The following is a 19,736-nucleotide window of genomic DNA, read 5'->3' as shown; positions in this document are numbered from 1 at the left end:
GTCCTCGAGCACCGGACGGCCTGCGTTGTGCTCGATCGAGCCGTCCTTCGCGCGCCACGAAATGCCCTTGACCTCGGCCAGCGGCATGCCCTCGGCGATTTCCTTGCAGGTGAAGTCGAACTCCTCGCGGCAGACAAAGTCGACCGCCTCGGTGGCCGTGAGCGAATTGTGCGGATCGACCTGCACCTTCGCGCCCACCAGACCGATGACGATCGACGGCTTGCGCTTCTTGAGGTCTTCGCAGAACAGTGCGTCGGTCGGGAACGACGGGGTGCTCGTGTGGATGATGACGAGGTCGTATGCGGCTGCAATCTTCAGCGTCTCTTCGACGGAGAGGCCGTCGGCCGGCGCGTCGAGCACGCGGCTGTCGGGCACGAGGGCCGCGGGCTGCGCGAGCCAGGTGGGATACCAGAACGAGCGGATCTCGCGCTTTGCCTGGTAGCGCGAGCCCGCGCCACCGTCGAAGCCGTCATACGACGGGGCCTGCAGAAACAGCGTTTTCATGCGATCAGTGCTCCAGGTACCCGTACTGTGCCGGGTGATGATTGAGGTGACAATTCGGTTAAAAGCGCGGCATAAAAGCGACGCGCTCAGCGAGCGTCCGATCCTTCGACGGCAGGCCGCCGCGCGCTCGCGGGCCTGGCCATGGCGGAGGGCGCATCGGCCTCGGGATTGGCGACGCTCACGCGCACGCCGCGCCAGATCACGTGCGAGCCGAACGCGGCGGAAAGCCACTGCAGAGCCAGCAGCACGTCGCGCAGCGGCACGAGCGGCAAATCGCGCCAGAACGCGCCCCAGCTTGCGCTCGCTCGCGCGTGCAGTATCAAACGCGCAATCATACCCGCCATCGTGGCCGTGGCGAGCCCGGCCAGCGCCGCGCGCGTCGTCGCGCACGCGCCGATGCCCCCGCCCGCCGCGAGCAGGCCGTAAAACAGCGCGCCCAGCACGAGCCACGGCGTGGGAAACGTAATGAACAGCGAAGCGAAGCCCGCCGGATTCACCGAGCGGATGGTGCGCAGCCAGCGCGTCTCGCGCAGCCAGAGCGAGCCGAAGGTCGGCTCGATCACGTCGGTGGCGACCACCACGGGCGCCAGCACCGTGGCCAGGCCGTGATCGCGCGCGTAGCGGGCGAGCAGATAGTCGTCGGCGAGGCAGTCCTTGAGTGCGGCGAAACCGCCGCTGCGCTCGAGCGTCGCACGGGAAAGCGCGAGCGTCGCGCCAAAACCGAATGCGCGCGAGCCCGTGGAATGCGCCACACGCACCGAAGGCGCGAACCACTCGTTGATGAACAGCGCGCCCACGCGGGGCCAGAAACCGCCGATGCTGCGGGCGCCGTAGAGGCAGGTCACGACGCCCACGTCCGGGTCGGCGAGCGGCGCGGTGACGATCTCCAGATAGTCGGGCTCGACGGCGATGTCGCTGTCGGCCACGACGATCGCGTCGTAGCGCGCGCGAGCAGCCAGATTGATGAGGTTGCTCACCTTGAGATTGCTGCCGTGCACGCGCGGGTCGATCACGAGCTCGATGTCATGGCCGGGGTACGCCGCCTGCAACCGGCGCACCACGGCAATGGCCGGATCCGCCGGCGAGGACACGCCGAACAGCAACTGAAAACGCGGATGCCGCTGTTCGCAGAAGGTCGCGAGATTTTCGTAGAGGCGCGGCTCGGCGCCGCACAGGGGCTTGAGCACGCTCACGGGCTGCGGTTGCGCACGGCGCGCGCGGCGCGCGGCTTCGCGCACGAGCGCGGCCGAACCGAGGCGCGGCATCGTCAGCGCGGCGACGAGGCCGTAGAAAGCGGCCACGCCGCACAGCACGACCACGACCCAGACGAGCACGGGCCAGGGCGCCGGCACGGCGAAGACCTGCGCCACCGTCATGACGCGCCGCCTTGCTGGGTCACGTGGGCCACGCCGCGCTCGCCGCGGGCTGCGCGCAAGGGGAGAAGCTCCTGCGGTGCCCCGACCGGAATTCGCGTTTCACCACGTACCATTTCCCTGCCCTGAAAATCCAGAAATAAGCCGCGCATCGTAGCCGCATTGCACATTTGAGGCTAGAAACCCGACAATGAATGCCGGTTTGCATGATGCGAGGCAATTGAACCAACAACGAATGGAGATAACCCATCGTATGACACCGCTGGACATGGTCGATCCCCGATTCGACGCGGAAAATTGTATCAGCAAGCTCCGTCAGTTGCTTCCGACGGACGCGGGAAAATGCGTTGCTAAAACTGTAAAAGCGTAACTATTTCAGCGATTAAACAGCTGCCTTCCAGAGCTTTTCCGCCCCGAAAAAATTCGGTAAGCATATAGAAAAGATTCTTTAATAATTTTGAATTAAAAGTGCGCCTTTTGGCATATAAACAGGAGTAGTTCTCGTTAATATTCAAATCGACTGGGCGCAAAGGCAATCAGCCGTCTCTGAAACCACGCGGGCGGCATGGGTTCCCGGAGGCCGCCAGCACGAACGAAAGTGGTTTGGCACAATGGCCGCACCTTGCGACTGCCTTGCGGCCTCGCGTCGAGCAACCGGCGCGCGGCACGCGCATCGCGCTCTCCATACCAGGCCCCACGCTAGCCCATGACCCTCTTCTCCGTACTCGACCTCTCGCCCATCCCGGCGGGCTCCCATGCCGGCGCCGCGCTGCGCAACACGCTCGATCTCGCCCGGCACGCCGAGCGCCTCGGCTACCACCGCTTCTGGCTGGCCGAGCATCACAACATGACGGGTATCGCCAGCGCGGCGACTTCGGTGGTGATCGGCTACGTGGCGGGCGGCACGCAAACCATCCGCGTGGGCTCGGGCGGAATCATGTTGCCGAACCACGCTCCGCTCGTGATTGCCGAGCAGTTCGGCACGCTCGAAGCGCTCTACCCCGGCCGCATCGACCTCGGCCTCGGGCGCGCGCCCGGCACCGACCAGACCACGGCGCGCGCGCTGCGCCGCGACCTGCAGGGCAGCGCCGACAGCTTCCCCGACGACGTGGCCGAGCTACAGCGCTATTTCGCTGCGCCCGTGGAAGGCCAGCGCGTGCGCGCGGTGCCCGGCGCGGGCTTGAACGTGCCGCTCTATATCCTCGGCTCGAGCCTTTATGGCGCCCAGCTTGCGGCGGCCATGGGTCTGCCGTTCGCGTTCGCCTCGCACTTCGCGCCCGACCATCTGCTCACGGCGCTGCGTCTCTACCGCTCGCAGTTCCGTCCGTCGGCGGTGCTCGCGAGGCCCCATGCGATGGTCGGCGTGAACGTATTCGGCGCGCCCACCAACGAAGAAGCGCGCTTTCTCTTCACCTCGCTGCAGCAGCAGTTCGTGAATCTACGGCGCGGCACGCCGGGGCAGTTGCCGCCGCCGGTCGAGCAGATCGCAGCGAACGAGTTCGAACTCGCCGGTGTGTCGCACGCGCTCGCCTGCTCCGTGGTGGGCGACCAGGAAACCGTGCGTGCAGGCCTCGCCTCGGTGATCGAGCAGACCGGCGCGGACGAGCTCATCGTCACCGCGCAGATCTACGACCACGCGGCGCGCCTGCGCTCGTTCGAGATGGCGGCGCAAGCGCGCGAGGAATTGAAGGAAGCCGCCGCGGGACGGTAACACGGCGCGAAGTTTGCCTCGCGCGCGGAGTCGCAACCGCGCCTGCTCTCGACCGCGCCCTCAGTGCGAGGTGTTCAACGTGTCGAGGCCCTTGAGCAGCGCGGCATGAAACGCCCGCGGATCCTGCATCTGCGGCGCGTGCCCGAGATCGGCGAACTCCACGAGCGTCGCGTGGGGAATGGCGTGCTGCGCGGCTTTGGCTAGCACCGGATAGCGGCCGAGCTGCGCACGCACCTCGGGCGGCGCGAGATCCTTGCCGATGGCGGTCGTATCTTTGTCGCCGATGAGCAGCAGTGTCGGCATCTGCAACTGGCCGAACTCGTAGATCACCGGCTGCGTGTAGATCATGTCGTAGAGCAGCGCGGAGTCCCACGCCACCTGCGTCTTGCCCGGCCCGCGATACATGCCCGCCAGCATCTGCACCCACGGCTCGTAGGCCGGCCGCCACTGGCCCGCGTAATAGGTGGCCTGCTCGTAGCGGCGAATGCCGTCGGCGTTCGTCTTGAGTTCGCGCGTGTACCAGTCGTCCACCGCAATCGACGGCACGCCCTTCGCCTTCCAGTCTTCCAGCCCGATCGGGTTCACGAGCACGAGCTGCTCCGTTTCGCGCGGATACATGAGCGCGTAGCGCACCGCCAGCATGCCGCCCGTCGAATGGCCGACGATCGTCGCGTCGTGCACGCCGAGCGCCGCGAGCAGCGCATGCGTGTTGCGCGCGAGTTGCTGGAAGCTGAACTGGTACGCAGCGGGCTTGCTCGATTTGCAAAAGCCGATCTGGTCCGGCGCGATCACGCGGTAGCCCGCGGCGTGCAGCTCGCGGATGCTGGCGTCCCACGTCGCCGAGCAAAAGTTCTTGCCATGCAGCAGGACCACAGTGCGTCCGTTCGGTTTTGCGGGCTGCACGTCCATGTACGCCATATGCAGCGTTTGGCCCTGCGAAACGAACGCAAAGTCATGCACGGGATGCGGATACTCGAAGCCCTGCAGCTCGGGACCATACGCGGGGCCGTCGGGCGTCTGGGTCGCGGCTTGCGCTGACGACGCCGCCGACGGCGCGGCCCCGCTCGCCTCAGGGTCGGCAGCGAGGGCGGCGTGACAGAGCGCGGCCGCACTCAGCGCGACGACGAAGGGAGTGAAGGAGGCAAAGCGGCCAAGCGTGTGGTTCAGGATGGCTCTCATCGACGGGAGATCGGGCGAAAGGTCGGACAGAAAACAGGACGGCGAAATGGCGCCGGTACAGCGAGCGATTCTAGCGGCCCCGCCCCGCTCGTGCCGGCTTTCTCGCCCGGCGAACCTGTGCGGCATGCCGTTTGCTGCTCACCAACGCCTCGCATGGATGCGACGCGCATGGCCGGCCCTGGGCACGGCAATTCGCGCTACGCTGCATTCGGTGCTAGAACAGTCAATACAGGACGCACGAGACGTCCGCGACGCGAGAGACGCACGCGTGTTGCACCGCGAGACGCGCCGCATCAGGGACGCGCCAGGCACGAAAGAGAAGGACCGCACCGGCCCGGGCACGACGAGGCGGGCCGCGGCGGCCGTACCGGGGGCACAACAAGGAGACGACCATGGAAACTCCGGCAAGCCTCAACGATCTGCAACGCACCACCCTCGCCATCGTGCTCGCTGGCGGTCGCGGCACACGCCTCGGGCCGCTCACCAACAAGCGCGTGAAGCCGGCCGTGTACTTCGGCGGCAAGTACCGCATCATCGATTTCGCCCTCTCGAACTGCCTGAATTCGGGCATCCGCCGCATTGCGGTCGTCACGCAGTACAAGGCGCACTCGCTCTTGCGCCATCTGCAGCGTGGCTGGGGCTTCCTGCGCGGCGAATTCAACGAGTTCCTCGACCTGTGGCCCGCGCAGCAGCGCGTAGAAGGCGCGCACTGGTATCGGGGCACCGCCGACGCCGTGTACCAGAACATCGACATCATCCGTTCTATCAGCCCGAAGTACGTGGTGGTGCTGGCCGGCGACCACATCTACAAGATGGACTACACGCGCATGATCGCCGACCATGCCGCGAGCGGTGCCGACTGCACGGTCGGTTGCATCGAGGTGCCGCGCATGGAGGCGTGCGCGTTCGGCGTGATGGCCGTGGACGAGGCGCGCCGCGTGACCGGCTTCGTCGAAAAGCCCGACGACCCGCCCGCCATGCCCGGGCGCCCCGACATCGCGCTCGCGAGCATGGGCATCTATGTGTTCGACACCCACTACCTCGTCCATCTGCTCGAAGAGAACATCGCGCGCTCGGCCACCGACCACGACTTCGGCAAGGACATCATTCCGCGCGTGGTGAGCGACGGCCATGCGATCGCGCATCCGTTCAGCATGTCCTGCGTGTCGTCGGACCCGGCCGCCGAACCCTACTGGCGCGACGTGGGCACGGTCGACGCCTACTGGTCCGCCAACCTCGACCTCGCCTCGACCATCCCCGCGCTCGATCTCTACGACCGCAACTGGCCGATCTGGACCTACCAGGAACAGTTGGCGCCCGCCAAGTTCGTGCGCGACCTCAACGGCCTGCAGGGCTCGGGCACCAACCTGATCGTGTGCGGCGGCAGTGTGATCTCGGGTTCGCAGATCTCGCGCTCGGTGCTCTCGTCGAATGTCGTCGTGCAGTCGTTCTGCAACATTGCCGAGGCAGTCTTGTTGCCACAGGTGACGGTGGGCACGAGTTGCCGGCTGCGCAAGGTCGTCGTGGACCGCGGCTGCACGATTCCCAACGGCACCGTGATCGGCGAAGACGCCACGCGCGACGCCGAGCGCTTTTATCGCACCGAGAGCGGCGTCGTGCTGGTCACGGGCGAGGCGCTGGCGAAGCTGCCTGGCTAGCTGTGCGCCTCGCGAAGCGGATCCGGCGGATCCGCTTCGCTCCAGGACGCACCAACCCCGCAAGCAACCCGAGCACCGAGAGGACTGACTCCCGATGACCATTCGCGTCCTGCATGTAGCCAGCGAGCTGTATCCGCTCCTGAAGACCGGCGGCCTCGCCGACGTCACGGCCGCCCTGCCCGCCGCGCTGATCGAACAAGGCGCCGACGCCCGCCTGCTGCTGCCGGGCTTCGCGCCCGTCGCGGCGGGCCTCGAGGACCTGCGCCCCGTCGCGCGCCTCGCGCGCACCTTCGGCGCGCCCGAGGCGACGCTGGAACTCGGGCGTCTGCCCGGCAGCGAGCTTGCCGTCTACATGATCCGTGCCGACGCGTTCTACGCGCGCCCCGGCAACCCCTACCTCGACGCCGAACACGTGCCCTATGGCGACAACGCGCAACGTTTCGCGCTGCTCGGCTGGTCGGCCGCGCAGCTCGCGCTGCACCTCGATCCCGACTGGGCGCCCGCCATCGTGCAGGCGCACGACTGGCACGCGGGGCTCACGCCGGCCTATCTGCGCGCGGCGGCGCGCGAGCGCGGCACGAGCATGGCGCCCGGCGGCGCGCGCTCGATCTTCACGATTCACAACCTCGCTTACCAGGGTATCTTCCCCGCCCAGCAGTTCGACGCTCTCGGCCTGCCGCGCGACTTCTTCGACATGCACGGCGTGGAGTTCTACGGCCAGCTTTCGTTTCTGAAAGCCGGCCTCTTTTTCGCCGACAAGATCACGACGGTGAGCCCGACCTACGCGCGCGAGATTCAGACGGTCGCCCAGGGCGGGGGCCTCGAGGCGCTGCTGCGTGGACGCACGCACGATCTCGTCGGCATTCTCAATGGCGTGGACTACGCCGTCTGGAATCCGTCGAGCGACGCGGCCATCGCGACGCGCTATTCGGCCACGCGCCAGAGCGGCAAGATGCGCTGCAAGGCAGCGCTGCAGGCGCGCTTGAAGCTCGCGCAGAAGCACGACGCGCCGGTGTTCGGCGTGGTGAGCCGGCTCACCGAACAAAAGGGCCTCGACCTGCTGCTTGCGGCGCTGCCCGAGATCGTCGCGCGCGGCGGGCAGCTCGTCGTGCTCGGCACCGGCGACGCCAGCCTCGAACAGGGCTACACGCGCGCCGCGCACCAGCATCCCGAAGCGGTGGCCGTGGAGCTGGGTTTCGACGAGACGCTCGCGCACGAGATCGTCGCGGGCGCCGACGTGATGATGGTCCCCTCGCGCTTCGAGCCGTGCGGCCTCACGCAGCTCTATGCGCTCGCTTATGGCGCGCTGCCGCTCGTGCACCGCGTGGGCGGACTCGCCGATACGGTGGTCGACGCCTCGCTGGAAAATCTCGCCGATGGTCTCGCCACCGGCTTCGTGTTCGAGCGCTTCGAGCCCGACGCGCTCACGGCCGCGATCCGCCGCGCCTTCGCGCTCTATGGACGCAGCCGCGACTGGCGCGAGACGCGCTCGCGTGCAATGCAGCAGGACTTCGGCTGGGCGGCGTCGGCGCAACGCTACATGACGCTTTATCGCGAGCTGGCCGGTCAAAACGCAACGGCCTAGGGGCTCGCCCCACAAAATCCACGCAAATCACGGTCGCTTGCGCGGGCGCGCACGCAACACCGCGCCCACGCATCCATCGACTGGGCGCAGCGAATTCGGTTATCGTTGCTGCACCTGCGCAAAGGCGCGCTGCTCGAAGCGCCGCAAGCCATAACGAAATCTGGACCGGCCATGAAAAACGTTTTGAGCATCCAGTCGCACGTCGTGTTCGGTCACGCGGGCAACAGCGCCGCGGTGTTTCCCATGCGCCGCCTTGGCGTGAATGTCTGGCCGCTCAACACGGTGCAGTTCTCGAATCACACGCAATACGGCCACTGGACCGGCGCCGCCATCGGCTCGGACGAGGTCGTGGATCTCGTCGAAGGCATTGGCGCGATCGGCGTGCTGCCGCGCTGCGATGCGGTGCTATCGGGCTACCTCGGCACACCCGAGCAGGCCCAGGGCGTGATCGACGTGGTGCGCGCCGTGAAGGCCGCCAACCCGCAGGCGCGCTACTTTTGCGACCCGGTGATGGGCACGCACAACGCCGAGAACGGCTGCCACGTCGAGCCCGGCGTTCAGGAGTTCCTCGTGCGCAACATGCCCGAGGTCGCCGACGCGATGATGCCCAATCACACCGAGCTGCAACGGCTCGTAGGCCGCGAGATCGAGACTGCGGAAGAAGGCGTGCTCGCGTGCCGCGAACTGTTGCGCCGCGGCCCGAAGCTGATCCTCGTGAAGCATCTGCTCGACCGCAACAGCCCTGCCGACCGCTTCAACATGCTCGTCGTGACCGAGCATGAAGCCTGGCTCGGCCAGCGCCCGCTCTACCCGTTCGCGCGCCAGCCAGTAGGCGTGGGCGACGTGACGAGCGCGGTGTTCGTCGCGCGCCTGATGCTCGGCGACTCGCTGCGCCGCGCGTTCGAACACACGCTCGCGGCCGTGAACGCCGTGGTGAAGGCGACTTACGACGCAGGCCGTTACGAACTGGAAATCGTCGCGGCGCAAGACCAGATCGCGCGTCCGCGCGAATGGTTCGACGCCTGGGCGGTGGAAGCGGCTTAGGGCCTGTTCGCGTGGGCAACAGGTCCTAAACTGAACAGGTGCGCGCACGGCCTATAATGCCGTCCGCATGACTCGCGGCGGCAAAACACGGCCGCGGCGCCCACCGTCTTTCGAGAATGACCGATGTCCGATTCAATCCGTAGCGAACAGGAAGAGTATTTCGAACAGCTTTGCCTCGCCGTCGATGCCGGCGAGACTCACGAGCAGGAAGCGATCGAATACTTCGAGGAACAAAGCCACGCAAGCGACTTCGACGCCACCGTGTGGCTCGACATCGCGCTTTACCATGCGCCCGATGTCGCGCGCGGTATCATCGACTTCGTCGACGAGAGCGACCGCGTACGCAGCGACATCGCCCAGACCATTGCCGATACGCTCGACATCTCGTACAGCGACGACGAATGCGAACGCTTCGAAGCGACGATTCGCTTCGCGCTCGCCAACGGTGTTCCCGTCGATCTCGACGTGGTGCTCGACGGCTGCAACCGCGCGCTCGACGACCTCGAAGGATGGGCGAGCGCCGACACGATGGCGCCGCTCGTGCAACTGCGCGACGCGCTCTTCGAGCTGCAAAGGGGCGAGTAGCCCACCCGCGCGACACCGCTTGAGCGACTGACTGAGCGACTGCCCCGGCGGCCTGCTATATTGCTCGCCATCCGCCGCCTCACGAAGGCGCGCGCCCAGCCGGCCGAGCCAGCTGAGACACCCCACCCACGCGCGCAGCCGTCGCACAGCACGTCCCGGCAAGTCGCAGTCGCATACAGCAAGAAGCAAGACCCGAAGACGAGATGCCCCGCCTCCGCGCCACGCCGGCGCGCGGCGCGGCGCACCCGGACAAAACGCACACAAGAACACCGCGCCGCTGTCGCGCAAGGAGTCACGATGAGTCTCGCCGCCACGCTCAGAAGCGCTAGCGCCTGCGCATTCGCCACGGCGTGCCGTGCGCGCCGTCAGCGCCGCCCGTTCGGCAAGCTTGCGGCTGGGCTCCTGATCGGCGCGCTGGCCACCGTCTGCACGCTCTGCGCCAGCCGCAGCGCTCGCGCCGCCGGCCCGCTCGACGTGCGCATCGGTTTCGTCTCGCCGCTCTCGGGCGACTACGCCAATTACGGCCGCGATCTGCAAAACGGCGTGCAGCTCGCCCTCGACGAAGCGAACGCGCAAAACCTCAAGATCGGCGAGCAGACGGCGCACTTCGAACTGGTGCCCGTTGACGATCGCAGCGACCCGCGCCTCGGCGTGCAGGCCGCCGCGACACTGGCGAACCGGGGGGTAAACGCCGTGGTCGGCCACTTCAATTCTGGCTCGGCCATTCCGGCCTCGCGCATCTACGAGAGCGCCGGCATTCCGATGATCAGCCCCGCGGCCACCAATCCCGTCATCACGTCGCAAGGCTTCGCCAACACCTTCATGGTGATCGCAAACGACGCGCAGAACGCAGGCATCGCCGGCGCGTGGGCCGTGGACGTGATGAAGGCCAAACGCGTGGCCATCATCGACGACCGCACCGCGTTCGGTCAGGGCGAAGCCGATGTATTCGAGCGCGCGGTGCGCGAGCATGGCGGCAACGTGGTCGCGCGCGAGTTCGCGGAAAGCATCGCGAGCGACTTCGGCCCGCAGCTCGCGAAAATCAAGGCCGCCGATGCCGATCTGCTCTATTTCGGCGGCCTCGCGCACCAGGGCGCGGCACTCGCGAAGCAGATGAAGGCGCGCAGCATGAACGCGCAGTTCGTGGGCGGCGGCGGCGTGGCGAACGCCGACTTCACCCAGGGTGCGGGCGCAGCCGCCGAAGGCGCGATGGCCTGGGAGTACGGCCGCCCGCTCGCGCAGCTGCCGGAGGGCCCGCGTTTCGAGCAGGCCTATAAAGCCCGCTTCGGCACCAACGTGCTCGCTTACGCGCCGTTCGGCTACGACGCGGCATGGGCCGCGATCCACGCGATGGTCAATGCGAAATCGGCGCAACCCGACGTCTACCGCAGCGCGCTCAAGGCGCTCGCCTTCGACGGCGTGACGGGCCGCATCGCCTTCGAGCCGGACGGCTCGCTCAAGAACGGCGCCTCCACGCTCTGGCAGGTCAAGAAAGGCGTGTGGGTGCCGCTGACGACGCGCGGCGGCTGAGCGCCCTTCAAGGTTGCTGCGGCGCGCCCGCGGCCCGCACCACGATCTGCGCGTGCGTGTCGCGCTCGATGCGCACGAGCGCGTCGCGCATCTGCGCGAATTCGTCGGCCGTGCACATCTGGTGGCCAAAACGCGCCGCTAGCCGCCGCTCGATCTGCAGCGTGCGCGAGCGCGCGTCGAACACGTAGTGCGACGTGTAGTCGAGAAACGCATCGCTCACCTGCGTGTCTTGCGGCACGTCGGTCACGCGCGCGAACGCGGGCAGCGCGATCTGCGCGCTCTCTGTAAATTCCCCGCCGATGCACGCCCACGGCTGCGTGCGGCGCGGCTGCGCGAGCCAGCTGTCGATCTGCGTGGCAATGCCGCCCGTGAAGCTGCTCGTGGTGGGGATTGCCGTCGTGCCGTCGCGCCAGACGACGTGATCGAGCGTGCCTTCCATCAGTACCGAAAACGGTCCGTCGGTTGCCTGGGTCGCGCCCGTGCTCACGTGCGCGGTGCCGGCCAGTCCGGTAAGCCGCAGGCGCTGCGCCGCGAGTTGCTGCGCCTGCGCGTGCGTCGCACGGCGAAACGAGTTGCGCTCGGGCTCCGCGCCCGCGCCTTCGTCTTCCACGTAGTAGCTGTAGGCAGCATCACCGGTCGCGCCCACCTCGAGCGACAGCCGCGCCGTGCGCTCGCGCCGCTCGGTCGCGGGCGTGCGCGAGAGCGCGCCGTCGTCGACGAGCAGCACGGGCCGGTCCATCACGCCCGGCGGCAGGTAGCCGAACGCGTAGCCGCCCGAGGAGGTGTCCGCGTACACGCCAAGGTCGGGCAGCCACGCGATCGCATGGTTGATCGCATGCGCGCCATAGCCCGGCACGTCGGGCAGCGTATAGACGGGGCCGAGATTGAGCAGCACGGGCTCGGCGCGTATGCCGACTGCCGCGAGCAGCGCGCTGAAGAGCGCCACGTGGTCCTTGCAGTCGCCGTAGCGGTTGCGCAGGATGTCGGTCGCGCGATGCGGCACGGCCGCGGTCTCGCCAAGAAAGAGCGCGACGTAGCGGATATTGAAGCGCATCCAGTCGTAAATGCGGCGCGCCTTTTCGCGCGGGTCGCTCACGCCCGCCGTGAGCGCCTGTGCAAGCGACGCGATGGCCGGATCGGTCGAGGTGGGATCGGCGGCGGCTTCACGGTAGCGCGCGGCGAATGCGGCGAAGTCGGGCACCGTCGACACCATCAGCCGGTCGCCCCAGTTCACGTAGGCCACCGCCCCCGCTTCGAGCGGCGGATAGGGGCCGTGCCGGTAGTCGAACGCGTAGCGGGTACGGCCGTTCGCCGTCTCGGCGGCAAGCGCCGTGTAGCCGCGCGCGTCGGCGTGGAGCGGCACGTTGGCGGGCAAATCGAAGATGAGGCGCTGAAACTCGACGGGTTCGCCGGTCGGCTCGACGAAGTACGAGAACGTGCCCGCGTCGAGCGCCTTCGCGCGGCGTTTGGCGAAATGCAGATGCACGCGCGATCCGACCTGGACGCCCGGAAAGATCACCGTGCGCAGCACACCGTCCTCGAACGTGGGCGCGCCCGCCGAGCGCGGCTCCTGCACGTCGCGGATGCCGCTCGCGCCGACCGCGTGCGCGGTGCCGTCCGGGTCGATGCTTTCGGCCGAGAGCTGCGTAATCGTTTCGATATCCTTATTGAACCAGACATAGCGCTGGGCGATCTCGTCCACGCCGGCGGTGGTGTTGGCGCGCAGCACGGTGTCGTCGTCCTCGACCACCGAGCCGTCCTGCTGCACGACGAACAGGTGCACGTCGCGCTCGAGCGTGTACGGCGGGATGTCGGTTTGCGCGGCGCTATCGGCGATCTCGACGCGCGCCGCGCTGTCGGGGCCGCGGTCGCTCGCCTGGGCGCGGGCATGGCCGCTCGCGACTGTCAGGTTCAACGCAAGAGTCAACGCCAGGCTCAACGCAAGGCGCGGCGCGGCGCTCCGGGCGGCGCGCCTGAACCCCTCGCCTCGCGTCATGGGCGGTTCAGGCGCGCGGCGCCGCTTGCGCGGCGTTCGGCCATGAGGTCTGCGCGAGATGGCGCTCGCGCTGCGCGGCACGCCATGCGCGGGGACTCGCGCCGAACTCCGTGCGAAACGCCGCGTTGAAGTTCGACAGATCGTTGAAGCCGCTCGCCAGCGCAACGTCGACGATCTTCGCTTCGTCGTCGCCGGCAAGACGCAGCGCAGCGGCGCGCAATCGTGCGCGCAGCAGATATTGATGCGGCGTCACACCCGCCACCGCCGAGAAGGTGCGCAGAAAATAGAACTCACTCACGCCCGCCGCGCTCGCGAGGCTGGCGAGCGTATGCGCATCGTCGGGCGTTTCGTCGATCAGGCGCAGCGTCGCGACCACGCATGCCGCCGCGGCGGCGCCCGGCGCGGCAGGGGTCGCCGCGTCCTTGCCGCTCGCGACCACACGCAAGGTCGTGAGCGCGAGTTCCAGTGCCATTTCATCCCAGGCGGCGGCGCCCAAGCCGGGCGCGTGACGCCGCTCTTGCGCGAGCGCGTCGGCGCAAGCGTGCGCCACGAGCGGCGCGAGCGCGCGCAACGGCGGCACCCGCGCGGCCCGCCAGCGGCGCGCGCCAGGCGCGAGGCCCGCGGCCGCGGCCTGCTCGTCGAGCCAGGCGGGGTCGTAATGAAACGAGAGGCAGCGGTCGCCCGCCGCGTGACGGTGGCCGCATTCGAAGCAGGCGCCGGTTTCCCCGAGCATGAGCGCGCCGGGCGTCATCAGCGCGCGCGCGTTGCCGCTGCGGTAGCCGAACACGCCTGCCGCCACGACGGCGAGGCACGCGCTCGTGTGGCGCTCCTCGTAGGGCCGGTCGCCGGGCCCGAGCGTGCAGACGACATCGTCGACCGACCAGCCGGCGCCCGCCGCGAGCGGGCGCGCCGTGGGCGCACGGCCGCTATCGGCGCGGCCTTCGCGCTCGCGCTGGGCGAGCGCGCGTTGCAATGAAACTGCGAGACCTTGCACGGCAACCTCGCGGGAAGTTGGCTACGTTCGTGGGCTACGCCTGCCGTTGTAGCACATCGACGCGAGCGCCGCCGGAGCCGCCCTGGCCGCTATGCCCGCCGTTCCTCGATGGCGCGCAGCAGCGACAGCGCGATGCCCTCGGCGGCAAGGCGCACCTCGTCGAGCGCCGGAAACGATGGCGCAATCCGTAAATGACTGTCGTGCGGATCGACGCCATACGGGAACGCCGCGCCCGCGGGCGTGAGGACGAGTCCCGCCGCCGCCGCGAGTTCGACGGTGCGGCGCGCGCAACCCTCGGGCGCATAAAGGCTGATGAAATAGCCGCCGCGCGGCACGTTCCAGCTCACGCCGGGCACGTCGGTCAGGCGCGCGCGGAACACCTCGTCGACCGCATCGAACTTCGGCTTGAGCAGCGCACGATGGCGCGCCATCAACCCGGTGAGCGTCGCGCGGTCGCGCAGGAAGCGCACGTGGCGCAACTGGTTGAGCTTGTCCGGCCCGATGGTGCGCACGGCCGAGTGCTTCTGCCACCACGCCACGTTGCGCGGCGCGGCGGCGAGCCACGCGAACGCCCCGCCGCCGAACGTCACCTTCGAGAGCGAAGCGAACATCAGCGCGCGCCCGGCGTTGCCCGCCGCCGCGCAGGCCTCGAATACGTCGAGCGTCGTGTGCGCTTCGTCGCTCAGGTGGTGGAAGCGGTAGGCGTCGTCCCAGAAGAGCCGGAAGTCGGGCGCGGCGGGCATGGCGGCGAGACGCCGGATCACCTCGTCGGACCAGATCGCACCGGTCGGGTTGCTGTAGAGCGGCACGCACCACATCCCCTTGATCGACGCATCGTCGCGCACGAGCGCCTCCACGCGGTCCATGTCGGGGCCGTCCTCGCGCATCGGCACGGCGATCATGCGCACGCCCAGCGCCTCGCAGATCGCGAAGTGACGGTCGTAGCCCGGCACCGGGCACAGGAACGCGATCTCGCCCTGCGCTCGCCACGGCGCGCCAAGCTCCACGCCCTCGCCCACCGGCACGCCGTGCAGCAGCGCGAAGGTCAGCGCGTCGTGCATCAGTTCGAGGCTCGAATTGCCCGCCGCGATCACCTGCGCGCCCGGCACACCGAGCAGCCCGGCGCCCAGTTCGCGCGCCTCGGGCAAGCCGCCCGGCAGGCCGTAGTTGCGGCAATCGAAGCCATCGCGCGCACGATAGCCCGCCTGCCCGGCTTCGTCGATGAGCGCCTGCGAGAGGTCGAGTTGTTCGGGCGAAGGCTTGCCGCGCGACATGTCGAGCCGCATCTGCAGTTGCTGGAATCGTTCGTAGGTCAAATCGACGGGCGGCGACATCAACATGGGCTTCTCCGAAAAGCGAAGGACGATGCGAATAACTGCGCAAAGAACAACGCGAAGGGTCGGTACGGCCCCAGTATCGGCGCGTCCCCGCGTTCAGACAAACGCGTTATATTGAAGCCTCCGATCAATTTTTCTTATACCAATGAAGACCCTCGACCTCGACGTGCTCGCCATGGTGGTGGCCGTCGCCGACGCCGGCAGCTTCGTGCGCGGCGCCGCGCTCGTGCACCGCTCGCAGGCCGCGCTCAGCATGCAGATCCGCGCGCTCGAGGAATCCATCGGCAAGCCGCTCTTCATCCGCGCGCCGCGCAGCGTCACGCCCACGCCCGACGGCCAGACGCTCATCGCCTACGCGCGGCGCATGCTCGCGTTGCGCGACGAAGCGTGGGCCTCGCTCGCGCATCCGGAGGTGACGGGGCGCGTATCGATCGGCGTGCCCGACGACTACGCGTCCTCGCTCATGCCGCCGGTGCTGCGCAAGTTCTCGGCAAACTGGCCGAAGGTGGAAATTCAGGTGATCGGGCTGCCGAGCAGCGCGCTCATGCCGCTCCTGAAGGACAACAAGATCGATCTCGCCTGCATCACGCGCACGCGGGGCCTCGCGGGCGAGTTCATCCGCTTCGAGCCGATGGTGTGGGCCGCGCCCCCCGCGGCCGTGAGCGCGGCGAGCGGGCGCGAGATCTGGCGCGAGCGGCCGCTGCCGGTCGCCCTCTTCGGCGGCGGCAGCGTAGCGCACACGAACGCGATCCAGGCGCTGGAGCGCGCGAAGATCGCCTATCGCACATCCTATGAAAGCCCGAGCCTGATGGGCCTGTGCAGCATGGTGGCCGCGGGTCTCGCGATCGCGCCGCTCGCGCGCTGCGCGGTGCCCGAGACGTTCGTCACGCTCGGCCGCCAGCATGGGCTCCCGGCACTCCCCGAGCTGGAAGTGGTGCTCGCGCGCAGCGCGCGCTCGAACCGTCCGCCGTGCGACTTTCTCGCCGACCAGATCCTCGCGGAACTGCGCGTCCAGGAGCGATGATCTTCCGACGATGATTCGGGTAACGAATCAGTCAATCAGTCGTCACCCAGCCGCGAAAGCAGCGCGTAGAGGCGCGAGACATGGCGCAGCAGCATTTCGCGATGCTTCTCGATCTGCTCGAGGCGGCCTTCGAGATCGGCGCGCACGCGATCGTCGGGGTCGGCGTAGTTGATCACGTCTTCGATACGCGAGCGCAGCACCGCAGGCTCGACCGGCGGCACGCTCAGCCAGCGCTCGAGCTTGCGCACGTCCTGCGCCGCGAGATCGCGGATCTTGCGCGTGCCCGCGAGACGCCGGTGCGCCTCGGGCGTCGCCGTCACTTCCTCGCGCTTCGCGCCCTGGCCGAAGATCGGCTCGACGCGCAGCACGGGCGCCTTGCGCACGGGATGCGCGGTGCCGCGAAAGCGAGCGCGCGGCGTCTCGCTCGCGATCGCTTCACGCGTCTCGTCGGGCACGTCGGCGCTATCGTGCTTCACGTCCATCCAGCCTTCGGGCAGGCCCGTGACGGCTTCCACGCCGCGCACGAACTCCGCGCTGAAGTCGCGCTCGCCAGACACGATCAGCTTCATGTGGCTCGCGGAAAACGTCATCATGCGCGCGAGCCGCGTGGCCGACCCGACCTCGCGCGTGAGCAGCGCCAGATTGGCCCGCCACATCGGCATGAGCGTGGCGTTGGCATCGTCCATTGCGGAGCTCCTCCTTCGTTCGCGTCATCTGCCAATGATACGGGCTGCGGCGCACCATGCGCGCTTTCCCGGGCCGTCTGGCCCCATGCGCGCGCCGCAATTGGCAATAGGGTCAGCCATCTGCAAAGGGAGCAAGACGCATGCCGACAGTCGGCCATGCACAGAGAAAAGACTGAGGAAATGGCGGCGAGCGGCGCCGAGAAGTCTGCGCGGCCCGACCTGGGCGGGCCCACCTACGCGGCCCTTAGAAATGCCCCGTGAAGCGATAACGACTGCCCGGATGCCAGAGATTGGCGACCGAAGCGACGAGCCCGCGCGAGCGGGTGCGCCGGTGCAGCACGAGGCACGGTTCGGCTTCGCCCATGGCGAGGTGCGCGCGCGTTTGCGCCTCGGGGGCGAGCGCCTCGATGCGGTACTCCACGCCCTGCAGCGGCGCGACATGCACGAGGTACTGGTTCGGCGTGATGTGCGTGAAGTCCTGCGCCGCGTAATCGGGCGCGATGGCGGGATTGACCCAGCGCTCTTCGAGCTGCACGGGCTCGTCGTTCTCGAAGTGGAGCACGCGCGAGTTGAACACCTGGTCGTTGGCGGCCAGCCCCATTTCGACCGCGAGCGCCTCGTCGGCGCGATGCACGCCGATCTCGAGCACCTCGGCGCGGTAGCGGTGCCCGCGCGCGAGGATTTCGTCGGAGATGCTGCGAATGGCGACGAGCGTCGATTCGTACTTGGGCCGCGCGACGAAGGTGCCCGCGCCCTGCACGCGCGTGAGCACCTGTTCCGCGGTGAGTTCGCGCAGCGCCCGGTTCACGGTCATGCGCGCGACCTTGAACTCGCGCGCCAGTTCGTTCTCCGAAGGCACCTGGTCGCCCTCGCTCCATTCACCTGCGTGAATGCGCGCGAGGATGAAGTCCTTGATGCCCTGGTATGCGGGAGCGTTCATCGCGTTGGGCCCTTGCTTTGGCGTGGCGCCTGCTTGCGCGTAATGGCGTGTTATTGCGCCTCGGACTCGAACGCGAACGGGCTGTGCGAAGCGATGGCGCCGTTCTGCACGAGACGCGTAATCGCTTCGATGTCCGGCGCGAAGTAGCGGTCGAGGTCGTAATGCGGCACCTCGGCGCGCACCGACTGCATCACATGCGCGAGTGCCGGGCTCGTGTGATGCGGCGCGCGCAGGTCCACGCCCTGGGCCGCAGCGAGCAGTTCGATCGCGAGGATGTTGGCCGTGTTGTCGGCAATGTCCGCGAGCTTGCGCGCCGCGAACGTCGCCATCGAAACGTGGTCTTCCTGGTTTGCCGAGGTCGGCAGCGAATCGACCGAGGCCGGATGCGCGAGCGTCTTGTTTTCCGATGCCAGTGCAGCCGCCGTGACGTGCGCGATCATGAAGCCCGAGTTCACGCCGCCGTCCTTCACGAGGAAAGGCGGCAGGCCCGAGAGCGTGGCGTCGATGAGCAGCGCGATGCGGCGCTCGGCCAGTGCGCCGATTTCGGCGGCGGCCAGCGCGAGATTGTCGGCGGCGAAGGCCACCGGCTCAGCGTGGAAGTTGCCGCCCGAGAGCACTTCGTTCGTTTCCGGGAAGATCAGCGGATTGTCCGAGACCGCGTTCGCTTCGATGAGCAGCACCTGCGCCGCGTGGCGCATCTGGTCGAGGCACGCGCCCATCACCTGCGGCTGGCAGCGCAGCGAGTACGGGTCCTGAACCTTGCCGCAGTCGCGGTGCGAGAGGTTGATCGCCGAGCCTTCGAGCAGCGTGCGATAGGCCGCGGCCGCCTCGATCTGGCCGCGATGGCCGCGCAGTTCGTGAATGCGCGCGTCGAACGGCTTGACCGAACCTGCCGCCGCATCCACGCAGAGCGCGCCCGAGACGAGTGCCGTGCGGTACAGGTCTTCGATCGCGAACATGTTGTAGATGGCGAGCGCGGCGGAAGCCTGCGTGCCGTTGAGCAGCGCGAGACCTTCCTTCGCCTGCAGCGCGAGCGGCTTGAGGCCCGCAGCCGCGAGACCGGCTTCGGCGCTGGCACGCTCGCCGCGGATGAACACCTCGCCGATGCCGAGCAGCACCGCCGACATATGCGCCAGCGGCGCGAGGTCGCCCGAGGCGCCCACCGAGCCCTTCACGGGAATGAGCGGCAGCACGTCGGCATTGAACAGCGTGATGAGCGCGTCCATCACTTCGCGGCGGATGCCCGAATAGCCGCGGCCCAGGCTCGACAGCTTCAGCGCCATGAGCAGACGCACGACGGGACGCGACATCGGCGCACCCACGCCCACGGCGTGCGAGAGCACCAGATTGCGTTGCAGGAGTTCGAGCTGGTCGTTCGGGATATGCGTGCTCGCCAGACGCCCGAAGCCCGTATTGATGCCGTAGGCGGGCTCGCCCTTCGCCGTGATCTCGGCGACGGCGCGCGCGCCCGCGTCGATGGCCGCGAAGCTGGCCGGATCGAGCTCGAGCCGCACTGCCTCGCGCGCGATCTGGCGCAGTTGGGGCAGGGTCAGATGGCCGGGCGTAAGGCGAAGGGTCGGGAGCATGGTC

15 protein-coding genes and 1 pseudogene are annotated in these 19,736 nt (G+C 68.2%); 7 read left to right on the top strand and 9 right to left on the bottom strand.

Annotated elements, in window-relative coordinates:
- A pseudogene (locus tag M3I56_RS24165) lies at positions 1-504 on the bottom strand (hopanoid biosynthesis associated radical SAM protein HpnJ); the annotation flags it as partial.
- Between the two features lie 86 nt (positions 505-590).
- Positions 591-1,880 (bottom strand): bacteriohopanetetrol glucosamine biosynthesis glycosyltransferase HpnI, encoded by a 1,290-nt coding sequence (gene hpnI, locus M3I56_RS24160; protein ID WP_254356155.1) that lies wholly within the window; start codon positions 1,878-1,880, stop codon positions 591-593.
- A 703-nt stretch (positions 1,881-2,583) separates the two neighbouring features.
- On the opposite strand from hpnI, the gene M3I56_RS24155 reads away from it, so the two are divergent.
- Positions 2,584-3,588 carry an LLM class flavin-dependent oxidoreductase gene (locus M3I56_RS24155; RefSeq protein WP_254356154.1) on the top strand — a complete coding sequence of 335 codons (1,005 nt, stop codon included), beginning with the start codon at positions 2,584-2,586 and terminating at the stop codon, positions 3,586-3,588.
- Between the two features lie 60 nt (positions 3,589-3,648).
- Here M3I56_RS24155 and M3I56_RS24150 read toward each other — a convergent pair whose 3' ends face one another.
- Entirely contained in the window at positions 3,649-4,767 is a 1,119-nt protein-coding gene (locus M3I56_RS24150; RefSeq protein WP_254356153.1) for an alpha/beta fold hydrolase, read from the bottom strand.
- Positions 4,768-5,159: 392 nt separating this feature from the next.
- On the opposite strand from M3I56_RS24150, the gene glgC reads away from it, so the two are divergent.
- From glgC to M3I56_RS24125, 5 genes are all read left to right on the top strand, one after another.
- Entirely contained in the window at positions 5,160-6,425 is a 1,266-nt protein-coding gene (gene glgC, locus M3I56_RS24145) for a glucose-1-phosphate adenylyltransferase (protein ID WP_254356152.1), read from the top strand.
- A gap of 94 nt (positions 6,426-6,519) precedes the next feature.
- A complete protein-coding gene (glgA, locus tag M3I56_RS24140) occupies positions 6,520-8,010 on the top strand; it encodes a glycogen synthase GlgA (RefSeq protein WP_254356151.1) in 1,491 nt (496 codons plus the stop codon).
- A gap of 171 nt (positions 8,011-8,181) precedes the next feature.
- A complete protein-coding gene (gene pdxY, locus M3I56_RS24135) occupies positions 8,182-9,054 on the top strand; it encodes a pyridoxal kinase PdxY (RefSeq protein WP_254356150.1) in 873 nt (290 codons plus the stop codon).
- 123 nt (positions 9,055-9,177) lie between these two features.
- The gene (locus M3I56_RS24130; RefSeq protein ID WP_254356149.1) at positions 9,178-9,639 is read left to right on the top strand and encodes a hypothetical protein; all 462 of its coding nucleotides are present in this window, start codon (positions 9,178-9,180) and stop codon (positions 9,637-9,639) included.
- A gap of 297 nt (positions 9,640-9,936) precedes the next feature.
- Positions 9,937-11,169 carry a branched-chain amino acid ABC transporter substrate-binding protein gene (locus tag M3I56_RS24125; protein ID WP_254356148.1) on the top strand — a complete coding sequence of 411 codons (1,233 nt, stop codon included), beginning with the start codon at positions 9,937-9,939 and terminating at the stop codon, positions 11,167-11,169.
- 7 nt (positions 11,170-11,176) lie between these two features.
- On the opposite strand, the gene M3I56_RS24120 is transcribed toward M3I56_RS24125, so the two are convergent.
- The 3 genes from M3I56_RS24120 to M3I56_RS24110 form a co-directional block, all read right to left on the bottom strand.
- Positions 11,177-13,165 carry a DUF3857 domain-containing transglutaminase family protein gene (locus M3I56_RS24120; RefSeq protein ID WP_375541783.1) on the bottom strand — a complete coding sequence of 663 codons (1,989 nt, stop codon included), beginning with the start codon at positions 13,163-13,165 and terminating at the stop codon, positions 11,177-11,179.
- Positions 13,166-13,172: 7 nt separating this feature from the next.
- Entirely contained in the window at positions 13,173-14,159 is a 987-nt protein-coding gene (locus M3I56_RS24115; protein ID WP_254356147.1) for an AraC family transcriptional regulator, read from the bottom strand.
- Between the two features lie 89 nt (positions 14,160-14,248).
- On the bottom strand, positions 14,249-15,499 hold the full coding sequence (locus tag M3I56_RS24110) for an aminotransferase class I/II-fold pyridoxal phosphate-dependent enzyme (RefSeq protein ID WP_375541782.1): 1,251 nt from the start codon (positions 15,497-15,499) through the stop codon (positions 14,249-14,251).
- A gap of 142 nt (positions 15,500-15,641) precedes the next feature.
- Here M3I56_RS24110 and M3I56_RS24105 point away from each other — a divergent pair, with 142 nt between their 5' ends.
- Complete coding sequence (locus M3I56_RS24105; protein ID WP_254356146.1) at positions 15,642-16,520, top strand: LysR substrate-binding domain-containing protein; 879 nt, start codon at positions 15,642-15,644, stop codon at positions 16,518-16,520.
- Between the two features lie 35 nt (positions 16,521-16,555).
- Here the strand turns inward: M3I56_RS24105 and M3I56_RS24100 are convergent, their stop codons facing one another.
- The 3 genes from M3I56_RS24100 to hutH all read right to left on the bottom strand — a co-directional run bounded on the left by M3I56_RS24100 (position 16,556) and on the right by hutH (position 19,732).
- The gene (locus tag M3I56_RS24100) at positions 16,556-17,206 is read right to left on the bottom strand and encodes a hypothetical protein (protein WP_254356145.1); all 651 of its coding nucleotides are present in this window, start codon (positions 17,204-17,206) and stop codon (positions 16,556-16,558) included.
- A 244-nt stretch (positions 17,207-17,450) separates the two neighbouring features.
- Positions 17,451-18,146, bottom strand: coding sequence for a histidine utilization repressor (hutC, locus tag M3I56_RS24095; protein WP_028206866.1), 696 nt, complete (start codon positions 18,144-18,146; stop codon positions 17,451-17,453).
- 50 nt (positions 18,147-18,196) lie between these two features.
- The gene (hutH, locus tag M3I56_RS24090; protein ID WP_254356144.1) at positions 18,197-19,732 is read right to left on the bottom strand and encodes a histidine ammonia-lyase; all 1,536 of its coding nucleotides are present in this window, start codon (positions 19,730-19,732) and stop codon (positions 18,197-18,199) included.
- Positions 19,733-19,736: the final 4 nt, after the last annotated feature.

The organism is Paraburkholderia sp. CNPSo 3281, from assembly GCF_024206515.1.
Lineage (GTDB): Bacteria > Pseudomonadota > Gammaproteobacteria > Burkholderiales > Burkholderiaceae > Paraburkholderia > Paraburkholderia nodosa.
This window is presented reverse-complemented; position numbering and strand designations above follow the sequence as displayed.

What these genes read in the sequence shown, in the direction of transcription:
- hpnI (WP_254356155.1), bottom strand. Translation starts at nt 1,880, where the DNA reads ATGACGGTGGCGCAGGTCTTCGCCGTGCCGGCGCCCTGGCCCGTGCTC.
- M3I56_RS24155 (WP_254356154.1), top strand. Translation starts at nt 2,584, where the DNA reads ATGACCCTCTTCTCCGTACTCGACCTCTCGCCCATCCCGGCGGGCTCC.
- M3I56_RS24150 (WP_254356153.1), bottom strand. Translation starts at nt 4,767, where the DNA reads ATGAGAGCCATCCTGAACCACACGCTTGGCCGCTTTGCCTCCTTCACT.
- glgC (WP_254356152.1), top strand. Translation starts at nt 5,160, where the DNA reads ATGGAAACTCCGGCAAGCCTCAACGATCTGCAACGCACCACCCTCGCC.
- glgA (WP_254356151.1), top strand. Translation starts at nt 6,520, where the DNA reads ATGACCATTCGCGTCCTGCATGTAGCCAGCGAGCTGTATCCGCTCCTG.
- pdxY (WP_254356150.1), top strand. Translation starts at nt 8,182, where the DNA reads ATGAAAAACGTTTTGAGCATCCAGTCGCACGTCGTGTTCGGTCACGCG.
- M3I56_RS24130 (WP_254356149.1), top strand. Translation starts at nt 9,178, where the DNA reads ATGTCCGATTCAATCCGTAGCGAACAGGAAGAGTATTTCGAACAGCTT.
- M3I56_RS24125 (WP_254356148.1), top strand. Translation starts at nt 9,937, where the DNA reads ATGAGTCTCGCCGCCACGCTCAGAAGCGCTAGCGCCTGCGCATTCGCC.
- M3I56_RS24120 (WP_375541783.1), bottom strand. Translation starts at nt 13,165, where the DNA reads ATGACGCGAGGCGAGGGGTTCAGGCGCGCCGCCCGGAGCGCCGCGCCG.
- M3I56_RS24110 (WP_375541782.1), bottom strand. Translation starts at nt 15,499, where the DNA reads ATGTTGATGTCGCCGCCCGTCGATTTGACCTACGAACGATTCCAGCAA.
- M3I56_RS24105 (WP_254356146.1), top strand. Translation starts at nt 15,642, where the DNA reads ATGAAGACCCTCGACCTCGACGTGCTCGCCATGGTGGTGGCCGTCGCC.
- M3I56_RS24100 (WP_254356145.1), bottom strand. Translation starts at nt 17,206, where the DNA reads ATGGACGATGCCAACGCCACGCTCATGCCGATGTGGCGGGCCAATCTG.
- hutC (WP_028206866.1), bottom strand. Translation starts at nt 18,146, where the DNA reads ATGAACGCTCCCGCATACCAGGGCATCAAGGACTTCATCCTCGCGCGC.
- hutH (WP_254356144.1), bottom strand. Translation starts at nt 19,732, where the DNA reads ATGCTCCCGACCCTTCGCCTTACGCCCGGCCATCTGACCCTGCCCCAA.